Source organism: Streptomyces sp. NPDC056231 (assembly GCF_048270745.1).
GTDB lineage: Bacteria > Actinomycetota > Actinomycetes > Streptomycetales > Streptomycetaceae > Streptomyces.
In genome coordinates this window covers 1-21,719 of sequence record NZ_JBLVKW010000014.1, presented here as the reverse complement: position 1 = coordinate 21,719, position 21,719 = coordinate 1, and the positions used below count along the sequence as shown (strand labels likewise).

At 71.4% G+C, this 21,719-nt stretch carries 18 protein-coding genes; 5 read left to right on the top strand and 13 right to left on the bottom strand.

The features are described from left to right. Positions 1-266: 266 nt before the first annotated feature. Together ACNPQM_RS14120 and ACNPQM_RS14115 are read right to left on the bottom strand one after the other, a co-directional pair. Complete coding sequence (locus tag ACNPQM_RS14120; RefSeq protein ID WP_358858170.1) at positions 267-893, bottom strand: NUDIX hydrolase; 627 nt, start codon at positions 891-893, stop codon at positions 267-269. Between the two features lie 80 nt (positions 894-973). Further along, positions 974-2,659, bottom strand: a complete 1,686-nt coding sequence (locus ACNPQM_RS14115) for a CTP synthase (RefSeq protein WP_358858171.1) — start codon at positions 2,657-2,659, stop codon at positions 974-976. Positions 2,660-3,065: 406 nt separating this feature from the next. Here ACNPQM_RS14115 and ACNPQM_RS14110 point away from each other — a divergent pair, with 406 nt between their 5' ends. From ACNPQM_RS14110 to ACNPQM_RS14100, 3 genes are all read left to right on the top strand, one after another. Next, positions 3,066-4,868, top strand: coding sequence for a glycoside hydrolase family 15 protein (locus ACNPQM_RS14110; protein WP_358858187.1), 1,803 nt, complete (start codon positions 3,066-3,068; stop codon positions 4,866-4,868). Positions 4,869-4,953: 85 nt separating this feature from the next. Further along, positions 4,954-6,372 (top strand): FAD-binding oxidoreductase, encoded by a 1,419-nt coding sequence (locus ACNPQM_RS14105; protein WP_418084251.1) that lies wholly within the window; start codon positions 4,954-4,956, stop codon positions 6,370-6,372. Positions 6,373-6,468: 96 nt separating this feature from the next. Further along, the gene (locus tag ACNPQM_RS14100; protein WP_358858173.1) at positions 6,469-8,112 is read left to right on the top strand and encodes a PucR family transcriptional regulator; all 1,644 of its coding nucleotides are present in this window, start codon (positions 6,469-6,471) and stop codon (positions 8,110-8,112) included. A 69-nt stretch (positions 8,113-8,181) separates the two neighbouring features. Here ACNPQM_RS14100 and ACNPQM_RS14095 read toward each other — a convergent pair whose 3' ends face one another. The 6 genes from ACNPQM_RS14095 to ACNPQM_RS14070 form a co-directional block, all read right to left on the bottom strand. Then, a complete protein-coding gene (locus ACNPQM_RS14095; protein WP_418084250.1) occupies positions 8,182-9,282 on the bottom strand; it encodes a glycosyltransferase family 4 protein in 1,101 nt (366 codons plus the stop codon). 193 nt (positions 9,283-9,475) lie between these two features. Then, on the bottom strand, positions 9,476-10,246 hold the full coding sequence (locus tag ACNPQM_RS14090) for a hypothetical protein (protein ID WP_418084324.1): 771 nt from the start codon (positions 10,244-10,246) through the stop codon (positions 9,476-9,478). Positions 10,247-10,394: 148 nt separating this feature from the next. Next, positions 10,395-12,140, bottom strand: a complete 1,746-nt coding sequence (gene recN, locus ACNPQM_RS14085) for a DNA repair protein RecN (protein ID WP_418084249.1) — start codon at positions 12,138-12,140, stop codon at positions 10,395-10,397. Between the two features lie 96 nt (positions 12,141-12,236). After that, positions 12,237-13,142: an NAD kinase gene (locus tag ACNPQM_RS14080; RefSeq protein WP_327247138.1), complete on the bottom strand. Its 906-nt coding sequence runs from the start codon at positions 13,140-13,142 to the stop codon at positions 12,237-12,239. After that, on the bottom strand, positions 13,139-13,954 hold the full coding sequence (locus ACNPQM_RS14075) for a TlyA family RNA methyltransferase (RefSeq protein ID WP_358858176.1): 816 nt from the start codon (positions 13,952-13,954) through the stop codon (positions 13,139-13,141). Before ACNPQM_RS14075 ends, ACNPQM_RS14080 begins: the two co-directional genes overlap by 4 nt. A 7-nt stretch (positions 13,955-13,961) precedes the next feature. Then, positions 13,962-14,249, bottom strand: a complete 288-nt coding sequence (locus ACNPQM_RS14070) for a hypothetical protein (protein WP_418084248.1) — start codon at positions 14,247-14,249, stop codon at positions 13,962-13,964. A 42-nt stretch (positions 14,250-14,291) separates the two neighbouring features. On the opposite strand from ACNPQM_RS14070, the gene ACNPQM_RS14065 reads away from it, so the two are divergent. After that, positions 14,292-14,639, top strand: a complete 348-nt coding sequence (locus ACNPQM_RS14065; RefSeq protein ID WP_358858177.1) for an SCP2 sterol-binding domain-containing protein — start codon at positions 14,292-14,294, stop codon at positions 14,637-14,639. A gap of 104 nt (positions 14,640-14,743) precedes the next feature. On the opposite strand, the gene ACNPQM_RS14060 is transcribed toward ACNPQM_RS14065, so the two are convergent. The 4 genes from ACNPQM_RS14060 to ACNPQM_RS14045 form a co-directional block, all read right to left on the bottom strand. Then, complete coding sequence (locus tag ACNPQM_RS14060) at positions 14,744-15,553, bottom strand: ABC transporter ATP-binding protein (RefSeq protein ID WP_418084323.1); 810 nt, start codon at positions 15,551-15,553, stop codon at positions 14,744-14,746. A gap of 77 nt (positions 15,554-15,630) precedes the next feature. Next, positions 15,631-16,692 carry a FecCD family ABC transporter permease gene (locus tag ACNPQM_RS14055; RefSeq protein ID WP_418084247.1) on the bottom strand — a complete coding sequence of 354 codons (1,062 nt, stop codon included), beginning with the start codon at positions 16,690-16,692 and terminating at the stop codon, positions 15,631-15,633. Between the two features lie 5 nt (positions 16,693-16,697). Continuing rightward, entirely contained in the window at positions 16,698-17,657 is a 960-nt protein-coding gene (locus ACNPQM_RS14050) for a FecCD family ABC transporter permease (RefSeq protein ID WP_418084322.1), read from the bottom strand. A gap of 275 nt (positions 17,658-17,932) precedes the next feature. Continuing rightward, a complete protein-coding gene (locus ACNPQM_RS14045) occupies positions 17,933-18,961 on the bottom strand; it encodes an HAD hydrolase-like protein (RefSeq protein WP_418084246.1) in 1,029 nt (342 codons plus the stop codon). 72 nt (positions 18,962-19,033) lie between these two features. On the opposite strand from ACNPQM_RS14045, the gene ACNPQM_RS14040 reads away from it, so the two are divergent. Then, positions 19,034-20,311 carry a DUF1015 domain-containing protein gene (locus ACNPQM_RS14040; protein ID WP_418084245.1) on the top strand — a complete coding sequence of 426 codons (1,278 nt, stop codon included), beginning with the start codon at positions 19,034-19,036 and terminating at the stop codon, positions 20,309-20,311. A gap of 70 nt (positions 20,312-20,381) precedes the next feature. Here ACNPQM_RS14040 and ACNPQM_RS14035 read toward each other — a convergent pair whose 3' ends face one another. Next, the gene (locus tag ACNPQM_RS14035) at positions 20,382-21,101 is read right to left on the bottom strand and encodes a tetratricopeptide repeat protein (RefSeq protein WP_418084321.1); all 720 of its coding nucleotides are present in this window, start codon (positions 21,099-21,101) and stop codon (positions 20,382-20,384) included. Positions 21,102-21,719: the final 618 nt, after the last annotated feature.

The following is a 21,719-nucleotide window of genomic DNA, read 5'->3' as shown; positions in this document are numbered from 1 at the left end:
ACAGGACATTCCGAGCGTAGTTCAGGCGTGTGCGCCCTCAGAGCGGAGCGCGGCAGGGCAATCCCCCGATCGGATCGGCAGTTCGTCCGATCGGAAGACTTAGACCGACCGGCAAGTTGGGGGGTGGGGGAAGGAGCGGGGCTGGGGTGCGTGCATCAGAGGAAGGATTGAGCCATGGCGGAGCCATGGTGATGGACGACAACGCTGCGAGGTGCGTGCCCCAGCCCCGTGACGCCGCCCCCCAATTGCCGGTCGGTCTTGGACCGTCAGGCCTCGAACGGCCGGGCCGGCCACGGCGCCTCGGCCGGCCGCAACGAATCGATCCCGTCACCGGCGAGCACCGCCGCGAGCGAGAGGACACCCACCACGAGGCAGTTGTTGTGCAGCTCCCCGGCGAGCACCCCCCGTACGAGCTCCTGCAGCTCCACCCGGGCCAGCTCCATGTCGGCCTCCTCCTCGGAGACCGTGAAGCGCTCACCGTCCGCCTCGGAGAGGTTCCGGGCGAGGAAGATCCGTACGGCTTCGTCGCAACCGCCGGGTGTGGTGTAGACGTCGGTCAGCACCCGCCAGTCCTCGGCCTTGGCGTACGCCTCCTCGTAGAGCTCGCGCTGCGCCGCGTGCAGCGGATTCTCACCGGGGACGTCGAGCAGTCCGGCGGGGATCTCCCAGAGTTTGTGGCGCACGGGGTGCCGGTACTGCCGCAGTACGAGGACCCGGCCGGCGTCGTCGAGTGCGAGCACGGCGACCGATCCGGGGTGGACCTGGTAGTCGCGGCGGACGACCGATCCGTCGGGCATCACCACGTCATCGGTGCGGACGCTGGTCTTGTTGCCCGTGAAGGGGGTCCCGGTCGCAGTGACCTGCCACTCCTCGGGCGTGTCCTGGATAACCATCTACGTCCTCCCACAAAAACAGAAACCGGGGTACGGACCCTCGATCGATCCGTACCCCGGTCAACGGTAACGCCGCCGGACTACTTGCCCGACGTGGCGCCCTGCTTGCTGTCTGCCCCGGCGCCCGTCTTGCGCTCGACGGCCGCCTTCACCAGGCCCGCGAAGAGCGGGTGCGGGCGCGTCGGGCGGGAACGGAGCTCCGGGTGCGCCTGGGTGGCGACCAGGTAGGGGTGGATCTCCCGCGGGTACTCGACGTACTCGACGAGCTTGTTGTCCGGCGAGGTGCCGGAGAAGACCAGACCGGCCTTCTTCTCCAGCTCGGCGCGGTAGGCGTTGTTGACCTCGTAGCGGTGGCGGTGACGCTCCTCCACGTACGGCTGGTCGCCGTACGCCTCACGGACCACCGAGCCCTCGGCGAGCTTCGCCGGGTACAGGCCGAGCCGCATGGTGCCGCCCAGGTCACCCGCGCCCTCGACGTAGGCGAGCTGCTCCTCCATCGTCGAGATGACGGGGTGGGAGGTGGCGGCGTCGAACTCGGTGGAGTTGGCGTCCGGGATCTCGGCGAGGTTGCGCGCCGCCTCGATCACGATGCACTGCAGGCCGAGGCAGAGGCCGAGCAGCGGCACCTTGTTCTCACGGGCGTACTGAATGGCACCGATCTTGCCGTTGACACCGCGGTCGCCGAAGCCGCCGGGGACGCAGATGGCGTCGACGTCGGAGAGCTGCCTGGCGGCGCCTGCCGGGGTCTTGCAGTCGTCGGAGGCGACCCACTTGACCTTGACCCGGGCCTTGTTCGCGAAGCCGCCGGCCCGGATGGCCTCGGTGACGGAGAGGTACGCGTCGGGCAGGTCGATGTACTTGCCGACGAGCGCGACGGTGACCTCGTGGTCGGGGTTGTGGACGCGGTCCAGCAGGTCGTCCCAGGTGGCCCAGTCGACATCGCGGAACGGCAGGTCGAGCTTGCGCACGACGTACGCGTCCAGACCCTCGGTGTGCAGCACCTTCGGAATGTCGTAGATCGACTTGGCGTCCACACAGGCCACCACAGCGGCTTCGTCGACGTCGCACATCAGCGAGATCTTGCGCTTGATGGCGGTCGGCACGTCACGGTCGGCGCGCAGCACGATGGCGTCCGGCTGGATACCGATGTTGCGCAGCGCCGCGACGGAGTGCTGGGTGGGCTTGGTCTTGAGCTCGCCGGACGGGCCGATGTACGGCAGCAGCGAGATGTGCACCACGAAGACGTTGTCCCGGCCGACCTCGTGACGGACCTGGCGGACGGTCTCCAGGAACGGCAGCGACTCGATGTCGCCGACCGTGCCGCCGACCTCGGTGATGACGACGTCGACGTCGTCGGTGGCCATGCGGCGGATGCGGTGCTTGATCTCGTTGGTGATGTGCGGGATGACCTGCACGGTGTCACCGAGGTACTCGCCGCGCCGCTCCTTGGCGATGACCTGCGAGTACACCTGGCCGGTCGTGACGTTGGCGGATCCGTCGAGGTCGACGTCGAGGAAGCGCTCGTAGTGGCCGATGTCCAGGTCGGTCTCGGCGCCGTCGTTGGTGACGAACACCTCGCCGTGCTGGAACGGGTTCATCGTGCCCGGGTCGACGTTCAGATAGGGGTCGAGCTTCTGCATGGTGACCCGAAGGCCCCGCGCCTTGAGCAGGGCACCCAGGCTGGAGGCAGTCAGACCCTTGCCGAGAGATGAGGCGACACCCCCGGTGACGAAGATGTGCTTGGTCGTCGTGGATGTGGGCTGCATAGCCAAAGGGGGCTCCCGTGGTCGCGAATCTTGAGGTGCGTACCGGCGTTGCCATCCGGAGATTCGGAGGTGCCGTCGCTGCGGTTCGGGGGCCTCGTCCGCTGTTGCTGACGACCACCGGTCCACGGGCTACCAGGGTATCAGCGACTGGGAGAGCCCGCTTCCGTCCACACCTGGCACACTCGTTGCACAGAATCACCGCACCACCTTCACGCCCCACCCGTTCGGCGCAGACGTGTTGCCGGGACCGTCGCGCGGATCATGGACGTGCGTCGTATCCTGCTCGGACACTCGCCCCGGGCGAGGCATTGGAGCCCTCGGCTCACCACAACAACCCCTTGCAACGACCTCTTGACCCGCAGTAAGCGCCCCACGGGGCGACATGGCCGTTCGACTGGAGATGCACGTGGCCGGGCGCATCGAGGATTACGCACTCATCGGAGACATGCAGACCGCTGCCCTGGTCTGCCGGGACGGCACGGCCGACTGGCTGTGCCTGCCCCGCTTCGACTCGCATGCCATCTTCGCGGGACTGCTGGGTACCGAGGAGCACGGCTTCTGGCGCCTGGGCCCCGCGTACGCGACCGGGACGGAGCCACCGGCAGCGGACCGGCGGCGCTACCGTGGGGACTCCCTCATCCTGGAGTCGGAGTGGGATACGCCGCGCGGCACGGTCCGCGTGACCGACTTCATGCCCCCGCGTGACGGCGCGCCGCAACTGATCCGGATCGTGGAGGGGATCAGCGGCCGGGTGCCGATGCGCTCCGAGCTGCGGATGCGGTTCAGCTACGGGCGGGTCATCCCGTGGGTGCACAAGGTCGACGGCCGTACGGTCGCGGTCGCCGGCCCGGACTCCGTCTGGCTGGACACGCCCGCCGACACGTACGGCGAGAACCTCACGACGTACTCCGACTTCACCGTCGCACCGGGAGACCGGATCGCCTTCACCATCAGCTGGCAGCCCTCGCACCACGAGCCGCCCGGACTGCCGGACCCCGAGGGGTCGCTGGAGGCGACGGAGGACTTCTGGCGCGAGTGGGTCGAGCAGTGCACGTACCACGGCCCCTACCGCGAGGCGGTGGTCCGCTCCCTGATCACCCTGAAGGCACTGACGTACGCGCCGACCGGCGGCATCGTCGCCGCCCCGACCACCTCCCTGCCGGAGGACATCGGCGGCTCGCGGAACTGGGACTATCGCTACACCTGGCTGCGCGACGCGGCGATCACCCTCTCCTCGCTGCTGCGCACCGGTTACCGCGAGGAGGCCCGCGCCTGGCGCGAGTGGCTGCTGCGGGCGGTCGCGGGTGATCCGGAGAACCTGCAGATCATGTACGGCATCGCGGGCGAGCGTGAGCTGGGCGAGGCCGAGCTGGACTGGCTGCCCGGTTACGAGAATTCAAGCCCGGTCCGGGTCGGCAACGGCGCGGCGGGACAGCTGCAGCTCGATGTGTACGGCGAGGTCACCGAGGCGCTGCACCTCGCCCACATGACGGGCCTGACCCGCAACGACTACGCGACGGGGCTCCAGCTCAAGCTGATCTCGTACCTGGAGAACCACTGGGACGAACCGGACGAGGGCATCTGGGAGGTGCGCGGGCCGCGCCGTCACTTCGTCCACTCCAAGGTCATGGCCTGGGTCGCTGTCGACCGCACCATCAAGCTGATCGAGTCCGGGGACATCGAGGGACCTCTGGAGCGGTGGCGGGAACTGCGCGACACCATCCACCACGCTGTCTGCGAGAACGGCTACGACAAGGAACGCAACACCTTCACCCAGTCCTACGGGTCGCGGGAGCTCGACGCGTCGCTGCTGCTGATCCCACAGATGGGCTTCCTGCCCCCGGACGACAAGCGGGTCATCGGCACGATCGAGGCGATCCAGCGCGAGCTGTCCACGGAGGACGGCTTCGTGCTGCGCTACCCCACCAAGGGCGAGGACGCGGGCGTCGACGGTCTCGAGGGCGACGAGGGCGCATTCCTGGCCTGCTCGTTCTGGCTCGCCGACGACCTGGCGATGATCGGACGGGTCGACGAGGCCCGCCAGCTCTTCGAACGGCTGCTCTCGCTCCGCAACGACCTGGGACTGCTCGCGGAGGAGTGGGATCCGCGGCTGCAGCGGCAGGTGGGGAACTTCCCGCAGGCATTCAGCCATGTGCCGCTGATCGACACGGCGCTGCGGCTGACAGCGAGCGGGGCCTACGTCGGCTGACCGCCAGCCGCCGGATGCGTGGCGGTGCGGTCCGGGAACCGCCCTACGATGGAACTGACCTGTCACGCCCTCGGAAGGGGGCATCATGACGCCCCGCAGCACCGTCGGCACCAGCGACGCCACCGGTACCACGGACCTCGCCGTGGACAGTCTCCGCCGCGATCTCACCGGCGAAGCCTTCGCACCCGGGGACGCCGGATACGACGAGGCGCGCATGATCTTCAACGGCATGATCGACCGGCGGCCCGCAGTGGTTGCCCAGTGCGCGTCGGAGGCGGACGTGGCGCTGTCGGTCCGGTTCGCCCGTGAGCACGGCCTGGAGGTCGCGGTCCGTGGCGGCGGCCACAGCGTCGCGGGCATGTCACTCACCGACGGCGGGCTGGTGGTCGACCTCCGCCGCATGAACAGCGTGACGGTCGCGCCGAACGACCAAGCGGCACGCATCGGCGGCGGCGCGACCATGAGCGATCTGGACCGGGCCACCCAGCCGTACGGTCTGGCGACCACCGGCGGCCGGGCCTCCACCACCGGTGTGGGCGGCTTCACACTGGGCGGCGGTTCCGGCTGGCTGGAGCGGAGATTCGGTCTGGCCTGCGACAACCTGCTGGCCGCCGAGCTGGTGACCGCGGACGGCAGCACCGTCCACGCGAGCCTCGATGAGAATCCTGAACTTTTCTGGGCGCTGCACGGCGGCGGCGGCAACTTCGGCGTCGCCACCTCACTCACCGTCGACCTGCACGAACTGCCGGAGATGTCCTTCGCGCTGCTGCTGTACCGCCCAGAGGCCGGTCCCGAAGTGCTGCGTGCGTACCGGGACCTGATGGCCTCCGCACCGGACGAGGCCGGCGGAGCCCTTCTTTACATCACCGGGCCGCCCGAGGACTTCGTACCGGAGCATCTGGTCGGCACACTCGTCTGCGGCGTCCTGCTCACCTGTACCGGTCCGTCGGCCCGGGCCCGGGAACTGGCCGGGCCGCTGCTGGCCCTCGAGCACGAGTCCGAGGTGATCACCGACATCCCGTACGCGGACCTGCAGTGCATGCTCGACGCCCCGCCCGGGATGCGGAACTACTGGTCCGCCGAGTACCTGGACACCCTCCCCGACGAAGCGGTGGACCTGTTCTGCTCCCACGCCGCCGACATGCCCGTCCCCTCCGCTTCGCAGCACGCCCTCTTCCCGATGGGCGGCGCGGTGGCCCGCGGCCCCGCCGAGTACCCGCTGCCGTGGCGCACCGCCCGCTGGGCCGTGCACCCGTTCGGCGTCTGGGAGAGCCCGTCCGACGACGCGCGCGGCCGCCAGTGGGTACGTCAGGTGCGCACCGATGTGCGCCCCTGGTCCACCGGCGCCGTCTACCTCAACTTCATCGGGCGCGAGGGCTCGGGCCGGGTCGTCGCCGGACTCGGCGCCGAGAACCACGCCCGGCTCGCCGCGGTCAAGGCCGCGTACGACCCTGACAACGTGTTCCACCTCAACCACAATGTTGAGCCTGCCGTCGCCCGGTGAACTCCCCCGACGACGGTCCCGCAGTCCCCGGCCGGTACCGTCCTGACCAGGAACGACAGCCCGCCCGACCCGAACAGAAGCACGAGGCCAGAACCAGTGGAGAACCAAGGCGGAATCACCGTGCAGCGCGCCCTGGAGCTGCCGGGGCTGCGCAGCGGACTCCCCGAGGTGGTAGCCGGCGCGGACCGGCTGAACCGCACGGTGCGCTGGGTGCACGCGGGCGAGGTCCCGAACATCGCATCCCTCCTCAAGGGCGGTGAGCTGCTGCTCACCACCGGTCTGGGGCTCGGCACCCGCCCCGCCGAGCAGCGCATCTTCGTGCGCAGGCTCGCCGACCGCGGGATCGCCGCCCTGGTGGTGGAGCTCGGGCCGCGCTTCAGCAGACTGCCCGCCTCGATCGTGGACGCCGCGCGGGCAGCCGGTCTGCCGCTCGTGCAGCTGCACCGCGAGGTGCCGTTCGTGACGGTGACCGAGGAGATCCACACCGAGATCGTCAACGGCCATTACGCGCTGCTGCGGCAGGCCGAGGATGTGCACCGGCGGTGCACGGAGGCGCTGCTCGGCGGCGGCGGGGTCCCGCAGGTGCTCGGCATCCTGGCGGACTTCACCGCCAACCCGGTCTTCCTGGAGACGGCGGACGGCCAGCTGCTGTACGCGGCGGGCACCGAGTCCGGTCCGGTCTCCGCCGATCCGCTCCAGGTGTGGGACGGGATGCGCGGCGGCCGGGCGGCCCGCGAGGCACCGCCCACGGGTGCGGTGCTGGTGGATGTGCCGGGCGGCGGCCCCGGGTCAGGTTCGGTACGGGCCAGGCTGGTGCTCCTCGCGGTGTCCGGTCCGCTGGTGACGGTGCACCGGATGGCGGCGGAGCGGGCGGCGGGCATCCTCGCCGTGGTGCTGATGCAGGCCCGCCAGGAGGAGGAACTCGCTGCGCGCGGCCGCGGCGACTTCCTGACGGACCTCGCGGAGGGCCGGATCGCTCCGGAGGACGCACCCGCGCAGGCCCGCGTACTGGGCTTCAAGCCGGGCGCGGCGCCGCTGCTGCCGGTGGTGATGCGACTGGCACCCGAGCTGTCCCCGTCGGGCAACTGGGCGCTGCTGGCGCGCGCGGTCCTGGAGGAGCTCTCATCGGTGGGCATGCCGGTGCTGCTCGGCGTCCGTCCCGTGGAGGGCAGGGTTCCGCTGCTGCTCGGCCTGCGGTCCGAGTCGGAGCGTACGGCGGTGGCCGACCGGGTCGCGGCGGCGCTGCGGGCGGGCGTCGAGCGGGCCGCGCTGGAGCGGGCGGGCGCGCAGCCGCCGGTCGTGGTGGTCGGAGTCGCCGGCGGCTGGGCGGCGGCCGGGGCGGGGCTGCGGCACGCGGCCGAGACGGCGACGGCCGCGCAGGGGCTCGGCAACCGGCCCTGGTACGACGCCCGGCGCCTGGACATCGACCTGCTGCTGTGGCGGCTGCGGGACCATCCGGACCTGGCGGCGTTCGTGGATCGGGCGATCGGCCCGCTGCGTGACCACGACCGCACCTCACGCCCGCCGCTGCTGCCCACACTGGAGTCGTATCTCGCCCACGCGGGCCGCAAGGCGGAGACGGCCCGCGAACTGCACCTGAACCGCCAGACCCTCTACAACCGTCTGGCCCGCATCGGCGAGCTGCTGGGGACGGACCTGGACGACCCCGAGACGGTCCTGGCTCTGAGCCTGGCCCTGAGAGCCCGCCGCCACGCCAAAGCGGGAGCATCAGGCGACTGAGACCGACCGGCAATTGGGGGCGGCCTGAACAAGACGGCCGCGGGACGCTCCGGCATCCCCGCCGTCACGTCACCATCCCCGCCCGGTCGCCAACGGCTGAGTCAACTCGTCGTAGACACTGAGGACTTGCGCGATCGTGTCGTCCTCCGTGGGCCAACTCGCCGCCTGCGCACGCCCCGCACCGGCCATCCGCTCCCGAGCCGCCGGGTCGCCCAGCAGCCGTACAACGACCCGGGCCATGGCCTCCGCGTCGCCGTACGGCACAAGTTCGGCCGCGTCCCCAACCAGTTCGGGCATCCCGCCCACCGCCGTGGCGACCAACGGCACCCCCATCCGCAACGCCTCCTGCGCCACCAGCGACCGCGCCTCCCACCGACCGGGCAGCAGAGCCAGATCGGCAACGGCAAGCAGCTCGGCGACATCGTCACGGCTCCCGATCAGCCTGACGGGCAGTTGCTCCTCCCGGATCCGCCGCTGGAGCACACCCCGCTCCCGCCCCTCCCCCGCGATGACCAGCAGGGGTACGGGGTCGAGTTGACGCCACATCCGTGCCGCATCGAGCAGCGTGTCGTACCCGTGATGCGGTACCAGACTGCCGATGGAGACGAGTAACGACCGTCCCACCACTCCGAGTTCGGCCCGCACCTTGCCATCGTCGCGGACAGCGGCGGGAATGCCCGGCAGGGGAATAACGACCGGCGCGAGCCGCGCGTCGCGCGCGCCCCGCCGCCGCGCCCGGTCGACCAGATCCGACGACGTTCCGAGCACAACGGCCGCCGCCCGGGCGGCCCTTCGCTCCAGGAGGTGGAGCAGCCGCCTGCGGGCCCCTTCGGCGTACGCCCGGGTGTGCCAGGTCAGAACCAGGGGGGTGCGCCGCCCGCCGAGCGCAAGACCGGTGCGTACGGCGGCGTGCAGCCCGTGCGCATGGACCACGTCCGCCCCCACGCAGGCGCCCCGCAGGGCGGCCACGGCGGCGGGGTCGCTGCACCTCGGTACGGGGACGAAGCGGGCCCCCGTACCGGAGAAGTCGTAGGCGCGGTCCAGTTCGGCCGGGGCGCAGACGGTGACGTGTACGCCTCTCGCCACCAGCCCCCCGGCCAGCGAGCTGACGTGAGCGCTGCTGCCCGCGCTGCCGCCGCCCAGGACTTGAACCGTACGCAGCTGTGACACGTTGAATGGCTCCCGGGGCTACCGAGTCGGCGGTATGTGCATCGCCAAGGATGCCAGTCCGTACGCACGTTCCGGCACCTCGGAGCCGTGGTTCCGGTGTGCGCAGCGACAACCGGACGTGCGTTACCACCCGGACGGGTGAGGACAACGGTGCGATATTGCCACGCCGGCGACCCGGTGCCCTGGCGATGCGTCAGCGCCCCGACAGCACGTCACCGATCCGACAGCGCCGGGCGAGCCCGCTGATCCGGTCCCCGTAGACCGCCGCGGCCAGGACCCCCGCCGCATGGGCGGCGAGCCCGTACCGGCCGTTGCCCGCCACGATCGCGAGGCCGACGGCCGCGCCCAGGGCATGCGCGCCCGCGTCCCCGATCATGGTGCGTTCCCCCAGCTCCTCGGCAGCGAGGGCGGCCACGGCCCCCATCGGAGCGGCACCGAGTCCGCCCCGGACCAGCCCTGGGGTCCCGAGGGCAAGCACGGTGGCGGTCGCGACGCCCGGCCGCAGGTCCGTCAGGTTGACGAGATGAGCGGTTCCGGCGATCACGACACCGGCGAGGACCTGATCGACGGGCCGTTCCTTCAGCAGGATGCCCGCAGCGAGCCCGGCCGCCCCGATACCGAAGAGCTTCACGGCGCCACTGGTCACCTCGCCGTGCCGCAGCGCGGTGAGATGGGCGCGGAAGCCGCGGCGCGGATCCTCGGCGCCGGCGAAGTCGTCGTACGCGCCACAGCCCCCGGCGGCCAGCACGGCGAGGGCGGCGGCGGTCCTGGTACGGGGCGGCAGCGGGAGCACGGTGGCTCCGGCGGCGGCCCCGAGTGCGACGGCGGGCCCAGCGCACAGGTCGACGGTGCGCCCCGCATAGTTGGTCCGCAACCACCCCGGGCGCGGCCGCCCCCGCAGCGCCCGGTACACTCCGCCCGCGACCCCGGCGGCGACGGCACCGGCGGCGACCCTGCTGATCATTGCTCCCATGCGCGCCAGGCTACGAGCCGGCCCCGAGCATTCGGACGCAGGTGCGCCGAGGCCCGCGCGCACCGCACCGCAGACACCGAAGCCGGACCGCCGCCGCGCCGAACGGCGAAGGCTCCCCCGCACGGCAGTGCGCCGCCGCCTACCCGTCCGCCCGCGCCGCGGCCAGCAGCTCCTCCGCATGCGCCCGCGCCGTCTCCGAGTCCTCCTGCCCCGCAAGCATCCGAGACAGCTCCCGTACCCGGTCCTCGCCCTCCAGGACCGTGACACCGCTCCGGGTCACCGCCCCGTCGACCGTCTTCTCGACCAGCAGCTGCCGGTCGGCGAACGCCGCCACCTGGGGCAGGTGCGTGACGACGACCACCTGCGCGGACTTGGCGAGCTTCGCCAGCCGCCGTCCGACCTCGACGGCCGCCTTGCCGCCGACACCCGCGTCGACCTCGTCGAAGAGGTACGTGGGTACGGGGTCGGAGCCCGCGAACACCACCTCGACGGCGAGCATCACCCGGGACAGCTCACCGCCCGACGCGCCCTTGGCGATCGGCCGGGGCTGGGCGCCGGGGTGCGGGGCCAGCAGCAGTTCCACCTCGTCGGCGCCGGACGGACCGTAGAGCACGCTCCGCCCGCCGATGTCGATGCCGGACGCCTCGTCCGCCGCGTCGGTCTGCCGGATGTCGAAGGAGACCCGGGCGTGCGGCATGGCGAGGGAGGCCAGTTCCTCGGTCACCGCTTCGGCGAAGAGTGCCGCCGCGGCCGTCCGCGCATCGGTCAGCGCCTGTCCGAGCCCGGAGAGTTCGGCCCGCAGCGCGTCCCGTTCGGCCGTCAGCTCGCCGATCCGGTCGTCGTCGCCCTCGAGTTCGGTGAGTCGGCGCGCCCCTTCCTCGGCCCAGGCGAGCACGGCGGCGATGTCCTCGCCGTACTTACGGGTGAGCGCGGTGAGCGCGGCGCGCCGCTCCTCCACCGCGGCGAGCCGCAGCGGGTCGGCGTCCAGCTGGTCGGCGTACCCGGCCAGTTCGCCCGCCACATCGGCGAGCAGGATGGAGATCTCGCCGATCCGGTCGGCGAGCGCGGCGAGCGCCGGGTCGTGGGCGCGGACGGCGTCGAGCGACCGCCCGGCCGCCGCGACGACGGTCGTCGCATCGACGGCCTCCTGGTCCTCCGGGTTGCCCGCGAGCGCGGCGTGCGCGAGGGCGGCCGCGGAGGCGAGCGCTTCGGCGTGGCCGAGCCGCTCGGCCTCGGCGGCGAGATCGGTGTCCTCGCCGGGCAGCGGTTCGACGCCGGCGATCTCGCCCAGTCCGAAGCGCAGCAGATCCGCTTCCTGGGCACGTTCGCGGGCGCGCGTGGTCAGCTCGCCGAGCTCCGTGACGACGGCCCGCAGCCGTCGGTATGCGGCCGCGTACTTGGCGTGCGGCACAGCGACGCCGTCGCCCGCGTACCGGTCCAGGGCCTGCCGCTGCCGCGCGGGCTTCAGCAGCCCCTGCTGGTCGGTCTGGCCGTGCACGGCGACGAGTTCGTCGGCGAGTTCGGTGAGTACGCCCACCGGCACGGACCGTCCGCCGAGATGGGCGCGCGAGCGCCCTTCCGCGGAAACGGTACGGCTGATCAGCAGCGCACCCTCGTCGATCTCGGCCCCGGCCTCCTCGGCCCGTACCGCGGCTGCGTCACCGACGGACACGGTGATCCGTCCCTCGACGACGGCGGCCTTGGCGCCGATCCGCACCAGGGCGGGGTCGGCGCGCCCGCCGAGCAGCAGCCCCAGGCTGGTGACGACCATGGTCTTGCCCGCGCCGGTCTCGCCCGTCACCGCGGTGAACCCGGGTGACAGCTCCACCACCGCGTCGTCGATGACTCCGAGCGACCGTATCCGCATCTCCTCCAACACGGACACGACCTTACGAGGTCCGGGCCCCGGTGTGCGACGGACCCCGGCCGCGGATTCACTCTCCCGTGCGCCGGAGGGCCGTGATCTGCGGCGCCGACGCGATCAGTGGGGTGCTCCCCGCCACCCCGAGACGGGCAGCGCGAACTTCGCCACCAGCCGGTCCGTGAACGAGGCCTGGTGCAGCCGCGCCAGCCGTACGGGCACGGCCCCGCGCCGCACCTCGACCCGTGCTCCGGCCGGCAGCTCCACGGTCCTGCGCCCGTCGCACCACAGCACCCCGTGCGGGGTATGCGGCTGGACCTCGACGGCGAGCACCGAGGTCGGCGACGTCACCAGCGGCTTGGCGAACAGGGCGTGGGCGCTGATCGGAACCATCAGCAGCGCCTCGACCTCCGGCCACACCACGGGCCCGCCCGCCGAGAAGGCGTACGCGGTGGAGCCGGTCGGCGTCGCACAGACGATCCCGTCGCAGCCGAAGCCGGTGACCGGGCGCCCGTCGATCTCCAGGACGACTTCGAGCATCCGCTCGGGTGACACCTTCTGCACGGCCGCTTCGTTCATTGCCCAGTCGGTGTGGACGATGTCGCCGTTGCTGTGCACGAGGACGTCGATCGTCATGCGCTCCTCGACCCGGTACGCCCGGGTGACGACCCGGTCGACCACCTTGTCCAGGTCGTCCCGCTCGGCCTCGGCGAGGAAGCCGACCCGGCCGAGGTTGACACCGAGCATCGGCACCCCGGAGGCCCGGGAGATCTCGGCGCCGCGCAGCAGCGTCCCGTCCCCGCCGAGGACGATCAGCAGCTCACAGCCGTCCACGGCCGCGGGCGTGGCGTCATCGACCGTCTCCACGGCCGTCGGGAGCGGCAAGTCTGCGGCTTCCGCGGCAAGGACCCGTACCCCGAGTCCGCTGCGCAGCAGCCCCTGCACCACGAGTTCGGCGCTGCGGATCGCGGCCGGCCGGCCGGTATGTGCCAAAAGAAAGACAGTTCGTGCCGCATTCGTCGTCAACGAGGCCCCTCCGCCACTGCACGGTCGACATCCGCGGGATCCAGCTCGGGCGCGCCGGCCCGCAGCCAGAGAAAATACTCGACATTGCCGGAGGGCCCGGGCAGCGGGCTCGCGGTCACTCCGCGCACCCCGAGTCCCAGAGCCCAGGCCCGGCGCGCCACCTCTCGTACCGCTTCGGCCCGCAGCTCGGGGCTGCGCACCACGCCACCGCTGCCCAGCCGCTCCTTGCCGACTTCGAACTGCGGCTTGACCATCAGGACCAGGTCCGCGTCGGGGGCGGCACAGCGCGCCAGGGCAGGCAGGACGAGCCCGAGCGGGATGAACGACAGGTCGCCGACCACCAGGTCAACCGCCTCTCCGTCGATCGCTTCCAGCGTCAATTCGCGTACGTTGGTACGGTCCTTGACGGTGACGCGTTCATCGGACTGCAGCGACCAGGCGAGTTGCCCGTAGCCCACGTCGACGGCGACGACATGACCGGCTCCGGCCCGCAGCAGTACGTCGGTGAATCCACCGGTCGACGCCCCTGCGTCCAGCGCCCGCCGCCCCTCGACCTTCAGCCCGAGGGGCACGAAGGCGGCGAGGGCGCCCGCGAGCTTGTGCCCGCCGCGCGAGACGTACTCGGGGTCGCTGTCGTCCTTGATGACGACGACTGCGGCGCTGGTCTCGACCTGGGTGGCGGGTTTGGTCGCGGTGTTGCCGCCGACGGTCACCCGCCCTGCGGCGATCAACTGGCTCGCATGCTCGCGTGAGCGGGCGAGCTTTCGGCGTACCAGCTCGGCGTCGAGGCGGCGACGTGCCACTCCTGCCACGTTCGGTTCAGCTCCTGTTGTTGTACGGGGGCATCGGTGCGGGTACCGGTGCGGGTGCGGGCCGGGTGTCCAGCGCGGTCAGCGCATCGCGCAGCCCACGGTGTACATCCTCGTACACCTCGATGTGTCCCTCCGCCGGGAGGTGGTCCGCGTCGGCCAGCCGCTCCAGCCCCGCGTCCACCTCGGCGTGTCCGGTGGGGGTGCACGTGACGCCGAGGGGCGCGGTGGCTGCGGGCCCGGGTGCGGGGCCGGCCGTCTCCGCCGATTCCCCGGGCGCCCGCATCAAGTCGCTCATGCGGAAACGCTACCGCGAGGGCCTGGGGTACCGTCGGTCACGATGGCGACCATGGCGGAGTGCCGCAGCGCACTCGACACACTTTCCGACAACCTCGAGACGGCCGAGGGCAACGTGCGCAGCGCGGCCTCCCTGGACCGCTCGCTGAGCTGTCACATCAAGGACCTCAAGATCACCTTCACCGGCCGTCTCAAGGATGGCCGGATCCAGGTACTCGACACCATCGACGGCCCGCCGAGCGAGAGGGCCGAGATCCGGCTCGCGATGAACGGCGACGACCTGGTGGCCATGGTGAACGGGAACCTGAACTTCGCAAAGGCCTGGGCCTCGGGCCGGGTCCGGCTGGAAGCAAGCATCCGAGACCTCATGCGCCTCAGAACACTGCTGTAGCACACCCACGCCATTGAGCCTGCCGCGCTGACCGTTCACGCCCACCGGAATCAAGCCCGTCCGGTGATCGAGGAGAAGCACGCCGGCCGGCAGCGCAACCACGCTCAGGACCCCACCGAATCCGCAACGCGCGCGGCCCGCGCGGCCGGCACCACCAACGGCGTCCCCGTCTCCGGATCAGCAATCACCTGACACCGCAGGCCGAACAACCGCTCCACCAGCTCCGCCGTGACCACGTCTCCCGGCGCTCCCTCGGCAATGACCTCGCCCTCGCGCATGGCAATCAGATGCGTGGCGTAGCGCGCGGCGTGGTTCAGGTCGTGGAGTACAGCGACCAGCGTCCGCCCGCGCGTCTCATGCAGCTCCGCGCACAGGTCGAGGACATCGATCTGGTGCTGGATGTCGAGGTACGTCGTCGGCTCGTCGAGCAGCAGCAACGGCGTCTCCTGCGCAAGCGCCATCGCGATCCAGACACGCTGCCGCTGGCCGCCGGACAGTTCGTCGACAAAGCGATCGGCCAGCTCGCAGACACCGGTCGACACCATCGATTCCTCGACAATTCGTTCGTCGTCCGGCGACCACTGCCGCAGCAGCCCCTGATGCGGATACCGCCCGCGCGCGACCAGGTCCGCGACGGTAATGCCGTCGGGCACGATCGAGGACTGCGGCAGCAGCCCCAGGGTCTTCGCGACCTTCTTCGCGGGCATCGCGTGGATCGCCTGCCCGTCCAGCAGCACCTGCCCCCGGCTCGGCCTGAGCATCCGGGACAGCGCCCGCAGCAGCGTGGACTTGCCGCAGGCATTGGGGCCGACGATCACGGTGAACGAGTTGTCGGGGATCTCGACCGAGATGTTCTCCGCGATGACCCGCTGGTCGTAGCCGAGGGTCACCGAGTCCGCGGTGAGGCGCTGCATGGTCGTACTCCGGGAGTCGGTGGGTCGGGTCATCGATGGGTTGGTCCTTCCAGGCGGATTCACCGTGCGACGGGTTCTCATATCCGCCCCGCCCTGCGCTCGGTGACGAGCAGCCACAGCAGGTAGCAGCCACCCACCACGCCGGTGACGACACCCACCGGCAGTTGCCGGTCGCCGAAGGCGTCCATCGCGATCCAGTCGGCGACGAGCAGCAGCGCGGCCCCCATGAAGGCTGCGGGCGCCAGATTGGGCCCTGGCGAGCGGGTGAGCCGGCGCGCCAGCTGCGGGGCACTCAGCGAGACGAACGCGATGGGCCCGGCCGCGGCGGTGGCGACGGCAACGAGCAGCACGGCACAGCCCATCAGGACGAGCCGGGTGCGTTCCACCCGTACACCCAGGGCGTACGCGGCGTCGTCACCCATCTCCATCATGCGCAGCGCCCGCCCGTGCCCGAGCACCGGCGGAATGAGCAGGCCGCACACCGCGAGCAGCGGCCAGACCTGCGCCCAGTCGCGCCCGTCGAGCGAGCCGGTCATCCAGACGACGGCACGGGTCGCGTCGACCAGGTCGGCCTTGGTGATCAGATACTGCGAGGCGGCGGTGAGCATCGCGGCCGTGCCGATACCGACGAGCACCAGCCGGTAGCCGTGGACCCCTCGTTTCCACGCCAGCAGGTACACCGCGGCGCCGGTGAGCAGGCCGCCGGCCACGGCGCCGCCCGCGACCGCGGTGGCCCCGCCCTGGAAGAGGACGATCACCGTCAGCGCACCGACCGTGGCGCCCTGGCCGAAGCCGAGCACGTCGGGGCTGCCGAGCGGGTTGCGGGAGATGGTCTGGAACACGGCGCCGCCGACCCCGAGTGCCGCGCCGACCAGGAGCCCGACGAGGACCCGCGGCAGGCGCAGGTCCGTGACGATGAACTGCTGCTGGAAGGTGCCGTGCCCGAACAGCGTGCTGACGACCTCGCCGGGCGTCATCGCGTAGTCCCCGCTGCCGATGAGTACGATTCCGGCCCCGGCTGCCACGGCGGCAAGGAGCACGGTCACCACGAACGCCCGGACGTCCACCCGGAAGGAGAGCCCGCCGCCGGTCCGCACGGCCCGGACCGCGCCGGCGCCGCCCTTCGTGCGGGTCTTCATGACCTTCACAGCTGGGCCATCCTCTTGCGGCGTACGAGATGGATGAAGACGGGACCGCCGAGCAGCGCGGTGACGATGCCGACCTGCAGCTCGGACGGTCGGGCGATCACCCGCCCCACCACGTCCGCGCCCAGCAGCAGCACCGGCGCGAGCACGGCCGCGTACGGCAGGATCCACCGCATGTCGGGGCCGGTGATCGCACGCACCAGGTGCGGGATCATCAGCCCGATGAAGACGATCGGCCCGCAGGCGGCGGTCGCGGCCCCGCACAGCAGAGTGACGGTGAGCATCGCGAGGACGCGGGTGCGGGGCAGATGGACGCCGAGCGCCCTGGCGGAGTCATCGCCCATCTCCAGGGCGTTCAGCGGCCGGGCGATGAGCAGCGCGAGGACGACACCGGCCGCGATGAACGGCCACACCTTGCCGACGGTCTCCATGTTCGCCGAGGCCAGCGACCCGACCGTCCAGAACCGCAGTCGGTCGAGCGCCGCCGCATCCAGCAGCTGTACGGCGTTGACATAGCCGAACAGCGCGGCGCCGGCCGCGGTCCCGGCGAGGGCGAGGCGTACAGGCGTCGCGGACCGGCTGCCACCGAGCAGGTACACCACGACCGACACGACCGCGGCGCCGAGGAAAGCGAACCACACGTACCCGGTCAGCGAGGTGACACCGAAGAAGCTGATCGCGGACACGACAGCTGCAGAGGCTCCTGCGTTGACCCCGAGCAGCCCGGGTTCTGCCAGTGGATTACGGGTCAGGGCCTGCATCACCGCCCCGGCGAGGCCGAGCGCGGTGCCGACGATCAGCCCGAGCACGGTCCGCGGGATGCGCACCTCCCGTACGAGGACATCGCTCTGGGTCCCCGAGGCGTGGAACAGGCCGTGCCAGACATCGGCGAGGGGCAGCGCCCTGGCACCGATCGCGACACTCGCGAGGCATACCAGCACCAGCGCGACCACGGCGATCAACAGCCCCACGGCGCGGGTCGCATGGCGCCCGGGGGGCGCGGATGTCACCGGCGCGGCGCTGGGACCTGCGCTCGGTTCTGGCGGACTCTCAACCAACACGAGGTTAGGTTAGCCTAACCTATCGAATTGTCGGACCGTCCGGCTCCCCGCACCCAACGAGACGTCGCATACGCCCGATTCATCCCGCACGGATCCGTCGCCTCGGTGAACTCCCGGACTCCCCCTCCCCGTTGCCCAGGCCTCGCCCGCAGCACCCTCAGGCTGCCGCCGGACTACAGCCCGAGCCTGGCCACCGCCTTTCCCGCATCAAGCCGGCACGCCCCCTCACCGGCGTACGACCAGGCAGCCCCGCACAGCGCCCGCAGCCCGTCGAGCACGTCCCCGTCGCCCTCCAGTGCCAGCTCGTCGCCGCGCACCGCGGCCGTCCAGCCACCGCAGCCGAACCCACCGCCGTTCTCCGTGACCTCAGGCTGCCCGGTGAGCAGTCCCCGCAGATCAGCAGCCACATACGTGGGCCGGTGCCTCGGCTCGGCCGCCACCAGCTGCGCCGCGTCCGTCACTCCGGTGAGCACCAGCAGTGAGTCCACTCCACCGTTGAACGCACCCTCGATGTCCGTGTCCAGCCGGTCCCCGACCACCAGCGGCCGCTCCGCCCCGGTCCGCAGCACGGTCTCACGGTGCATCGGCGGCAGCGGCTTCCCGGCGACCTGCGGCTCGGCACCGGTGGCGATCCGCACGACCTCGACCGCCGCACCATTGCCCGGCGCGATCCCCCGAGCGCTCGGAATCGTCAGATCGGTGTTGGACACGAACCACGGCACCCCTCGGTTGATCGCATACGCAGCCTCCGCGAACCGTCCCCACGCCATGTCGGGACCGCCGTACCCCTGCGCCACCGCCACCGGCTCGTCGTCCGCCGACTCCACCGGCACCAGCCCGCGCTCCACCAGCGCGACCTTCAGCCCCTCGCCCCCGACCACAAGCACCCGGGCACCGGGCGGCAGCTGATCGGCCATCAGCCGCGCCACCGCCTGCGCCGAGGTGATCACGTCGGCGGGCTCGGCCGGCACCCCCAGCTCGGTCAGATGGTCCGCCACGGCAGCCGGCGTGCGCAGCGCATTGTTGGTCACGTACGCGAGATGCATTCCCCCGTCCCGCGCGGCGCCCAGCGAATCGACGGCATGCACGATCGCGTGACCGCCCGCGTACACCACCCCGTCAAGATCCAGCAGAGCCGTGTCGTACGCCTCGCTCAGCGCAGTGCTGATTCCGCTCGGCCGAGTCCTGCTCGCCTGACTCATATCTTTGCGCTCCTCATTGCATGCTTCTCCCCCGATCATCGCGCATCGCCACAACGCACATACGATGCAGAAATGAAGACACCAGGTCCCACCGGCCAGGGGCTGCGCCTGATCCCGTTCCGCGGGCTGCGCTACGTCCCCGAGCGGGTCGGCAGTCTCGCCGCGGTGACCTCACCGCCCTATGACGTCGTCGTGCGCCCCGACGGGCTGCACCACCTGGAATCGGCGGACCCGCACAACATCGTCCGATTGATCCTGCCGCAGGCCGACACGCCCGATGCCCGCCAGGAGCAGGCCGCGGAGACTCTGAACCGCTGGCTCGACGAGGGCATACTGGCCCCCGAGAGCGAGCCCGCGCTCTACGTCTACGAGCAGCGCAGCGGCGAGATCCTGCAACGCGGCATCGTGGGCGCACTGGCGCTCTCCTCCCCCGCCGACGGCATCGTCCTGCCGCACGAGGACGTCATGGCCCATGTCGTCGAGGATCGCGCCAACCTGATGCGCACCACAGCCGCCCACCTGGAACCGCTCCTGCTCACCTACCGCAGCGAGGGCGAAGCGACCGGCACAACCGCTGTGATCGAGCGCACCATCCACCGGCCGCCGCTGCTCGCCACGACCACCGAGGACGGCTACCGGCACCAGCTCTGGGCGGTCACCGACCCGGCCGACCGGTCCGAGATCGAGACCGACCTCACTCACCACCAGGCGCTCATCGCCGACGGCCACCACCGCTGGGCCACCTACCTCCGGCTGCAGCAGGAACACACCGACCCGGGCCCCTGGGACTTCGGCCTGGTCCTCCTCGTCGACACGGCCCGCTACCCGCTCCGGGTCCGCGCCATCCACCGGCTGCTGCACCGCCTCACCGTCGCTGACGCGCTGGCCGCGTTGAACGGCGCCTTCCGAGTCCGCGACATCCAGGAACCACTTCCCGTTGCCCTCGATGCCCTCGCCGAGGCAGCCGCCGAGGGCAACGCCTTCCTGCTGGCGGGCGACGGCCGATTCCATCTCGTCGACCGCCCGGACGAGGCCCTGCTGGCCCGCACGATCCCGGCGGACCGCCCACTCGCCTGGCGCACTCTCGATGCGACGGTCCTGCACGCGACGCTTCTCGATCATGTGTGGCAGATCCCCGACAGCCCGGAACGCATCGCGTACATACACGACACCGAGGCAGCCGTGGAACAGGCTGAGCGCCGCAACGCCACCGCGGTCCTGATGCATCCGGTACGCGAAGAAGTCGTCCGGGACCTGGCCCGGCAGGGCGTCACCATGCCCCGCAAGTCGACCTCGTTCGGCCCCAAGCCGGCCACCGGCCTGGTCCTGCGCAGCCTCACCCTCGACTGACCGCGGGCACGGACGCCAGACACAAAAAAGAGGGCGGCATCCCGCCCGGGATGCCGCCCTCTCTCATGCCTTACGCCTTCGTCGACCCGTCCACATCCGCATCGTCGACATCGCCATCGACATCAGCGTCGGTGCCGGCTTCGGCCTCGGCCGTCTCGTCGTCCTCGCTCTCACCGAGAGCGTCGACGAACTCGACACCGTCCAGCTCGGCGAGCCGGTCCGACGCGTCTGTGGCCCCGTCCTTGTCGGCCTCCAAGGCCTTCGCGAACCATTCACGCGCCTCGTCCTCGCGCCCCGCGGCCAGCAGTGCATCGGCGTACGCATAGCGCAGTCGCGGCGTCCACGGGTGCACGGCACTCGATGCGAGCTCGGAGCTCTGCAAGGTGACGATGGCGGCATCGATCTGCCCCATGTCCCTGCGCGCCCCGGCGGCCACCAGGCGCATCTCGACCTGCCCGGCCTTGTCCAGCTTCTGCACCTCGGGGTCACCGGCCATGGCCATCGCTCGCTCGGGCCGCCCGAGTCCACGCTCGCAGTCGGCCATGACGGGCCACAGCTCCACGGAACCGGTCATCCGCTTCGCCGCCCGGAACTCGGCCAGCGCCTCCGAGTACTTCTGCGTCGCGTACGCGGCAAAGCCGGCCGCCTCCCGCACAGCAGCCACCCGCGAGGCCAGCCGCAGCGCGATACGCGAGTACGCGTAGGCCTGCTCGGGGTCCTCGTCGATGAGCCGGGCGACCATGACGAGGTTGCGGGCAACATCCTCGGCCAGGGTCTTCGGCAGGCTCATCAGCTCCTGCCGCACATCCTTGTCGATCTCGTCACCGGTGACGTCGTCAGGAATGGGAAGCCGCTTGATCGGCTCACGGTCCCGGTCGTCCCGGCGGTCGTAGCCACCACGGTCGTCGCGCCCCCGGTAGCCACCACGCTCGCGGTCGCCCCGCTGCCCGCGGTATCCACCGCCGCCGCGGCTGTCGTCACGGCGGAAGCCGCCGCCACGGCTGTCGTCGTCGCGACGGGGCCCACGCGGCCGGTCCTCACGGCGCTCGAAGCCACCACCGGGACGCCCACCACGCTCGTCATCGCGACGCGGGCCACGGTACCCACCACGCTCGTCCTCACGACGCGGCCCGCGGTACCCACCACGGTCGTCCTCACGACGCGGCGCACGATCATCGCGGGGGAACCTGCCGGCGCCGCCACCGCCACGACTGTCATCCCGACGGAAGCCACCGGCACGGTCGTCGCGACGGAAGCCGCTCCGGTCGCCGCTCGTGGGTCGACTGTCATCCCGGCGGAAACCACCACCGGAACCGCCGCCGCGGCTGTCGTCACGGCGGAAGCCGCCGCCACGGCTGTCGTCGTCGCGACGGGGCCCACGCGGCCGGTCCTCACGGCGCTCGAAGCC

What these genes read in the sequence shown, in the direction of transcription:
- ACNPQM_RS14115 (WP_358858171.1), bottom strand. Translation starts at nt 2,659, where the DNA reads ATGCAGCCCACATCCACGACGACCAAGCACATCTTCGTCACCGGGGGT.
- ACNPQM_RS14105 (WP_418084251.1), top strand. Translation starts at nt 4,954, where the DNA reads ATGACGCCCCGCAGCACCGTCGGCACCAGCGACGCCACCGGTACCACG.
- ACNPQM_RS14045 (WP_418084246.1), bottom strand. Translation starts at nt 18,961, where the DNA reads ATGAGTCAGGCGAGCAGGACTCGGCCGAGCGGAATCAGCACTGCGCTG.
- ACNPQM_RS14060 (WP_418084323.1), bottom strand. Translation starts at nt 15,553, where the DNA reads ATGCAGCGCCTCACCGCGGACTCGGTGACCCTCGGCTACGACCAGCGG.
- ACNPQM_RS14120 (WP_358858170.1), bottom strand. Translation starts at nt 893, where the DNA reads ATGGTTATCCAGGACACGCCCGAGGAGTGGCAGGTCACTGCGACCGGG.
- ACNPQM_RS14065 (WP_358858177.1), top strand. Translation starts at nt 14,292, where the DNA reads ATGGCGACCATGGCGGAGTGCCGCAGCGCACTCGACACACTTTCCGAC.
- ACNPQM_RS14055 (WP_418084247.1), bottom strand. Translation starts at nt 16,692, where the DNA reads ATGAAGACCCGCACGAAGGGCGGCGCCGGCGCGGTCCGGGCCGTGCGG.
- ACNPQM_RS14040 (WP_418084245.1), top strand. Translation starts at nt 19,034, where the DNA reads ATGAAGACACCAGGTCCCACCGGCCAGGGGCTGCGCCTGATCCCGTTC.
- ACNPQM_RS14070 (WP_418084248.1), bottom strand. Translation starts at nt 14,249, where the DNA reads ATGAGCGACTTGATGCGGGCGCCCGGGGAATCGGCGGAGACGGCCGGC.
- ACNPQM_RS14035 (WP_418084321.1), bottom strand. Translation starts at nt 21,101, where the DNA reads ATGAGCCTGCCGAAGACCCTGGCCGAGGATGTTGCCCGCAACCTCGTC.
- ACNPQM_RS14090 (WP_418084324.1), bottom strand. Translation starts at nt 10,246, where the DNA reads ATGATCAGCAGGGTCGCCGCCGGTGCCGTCGCCGCCGGGGTCGCGGGC.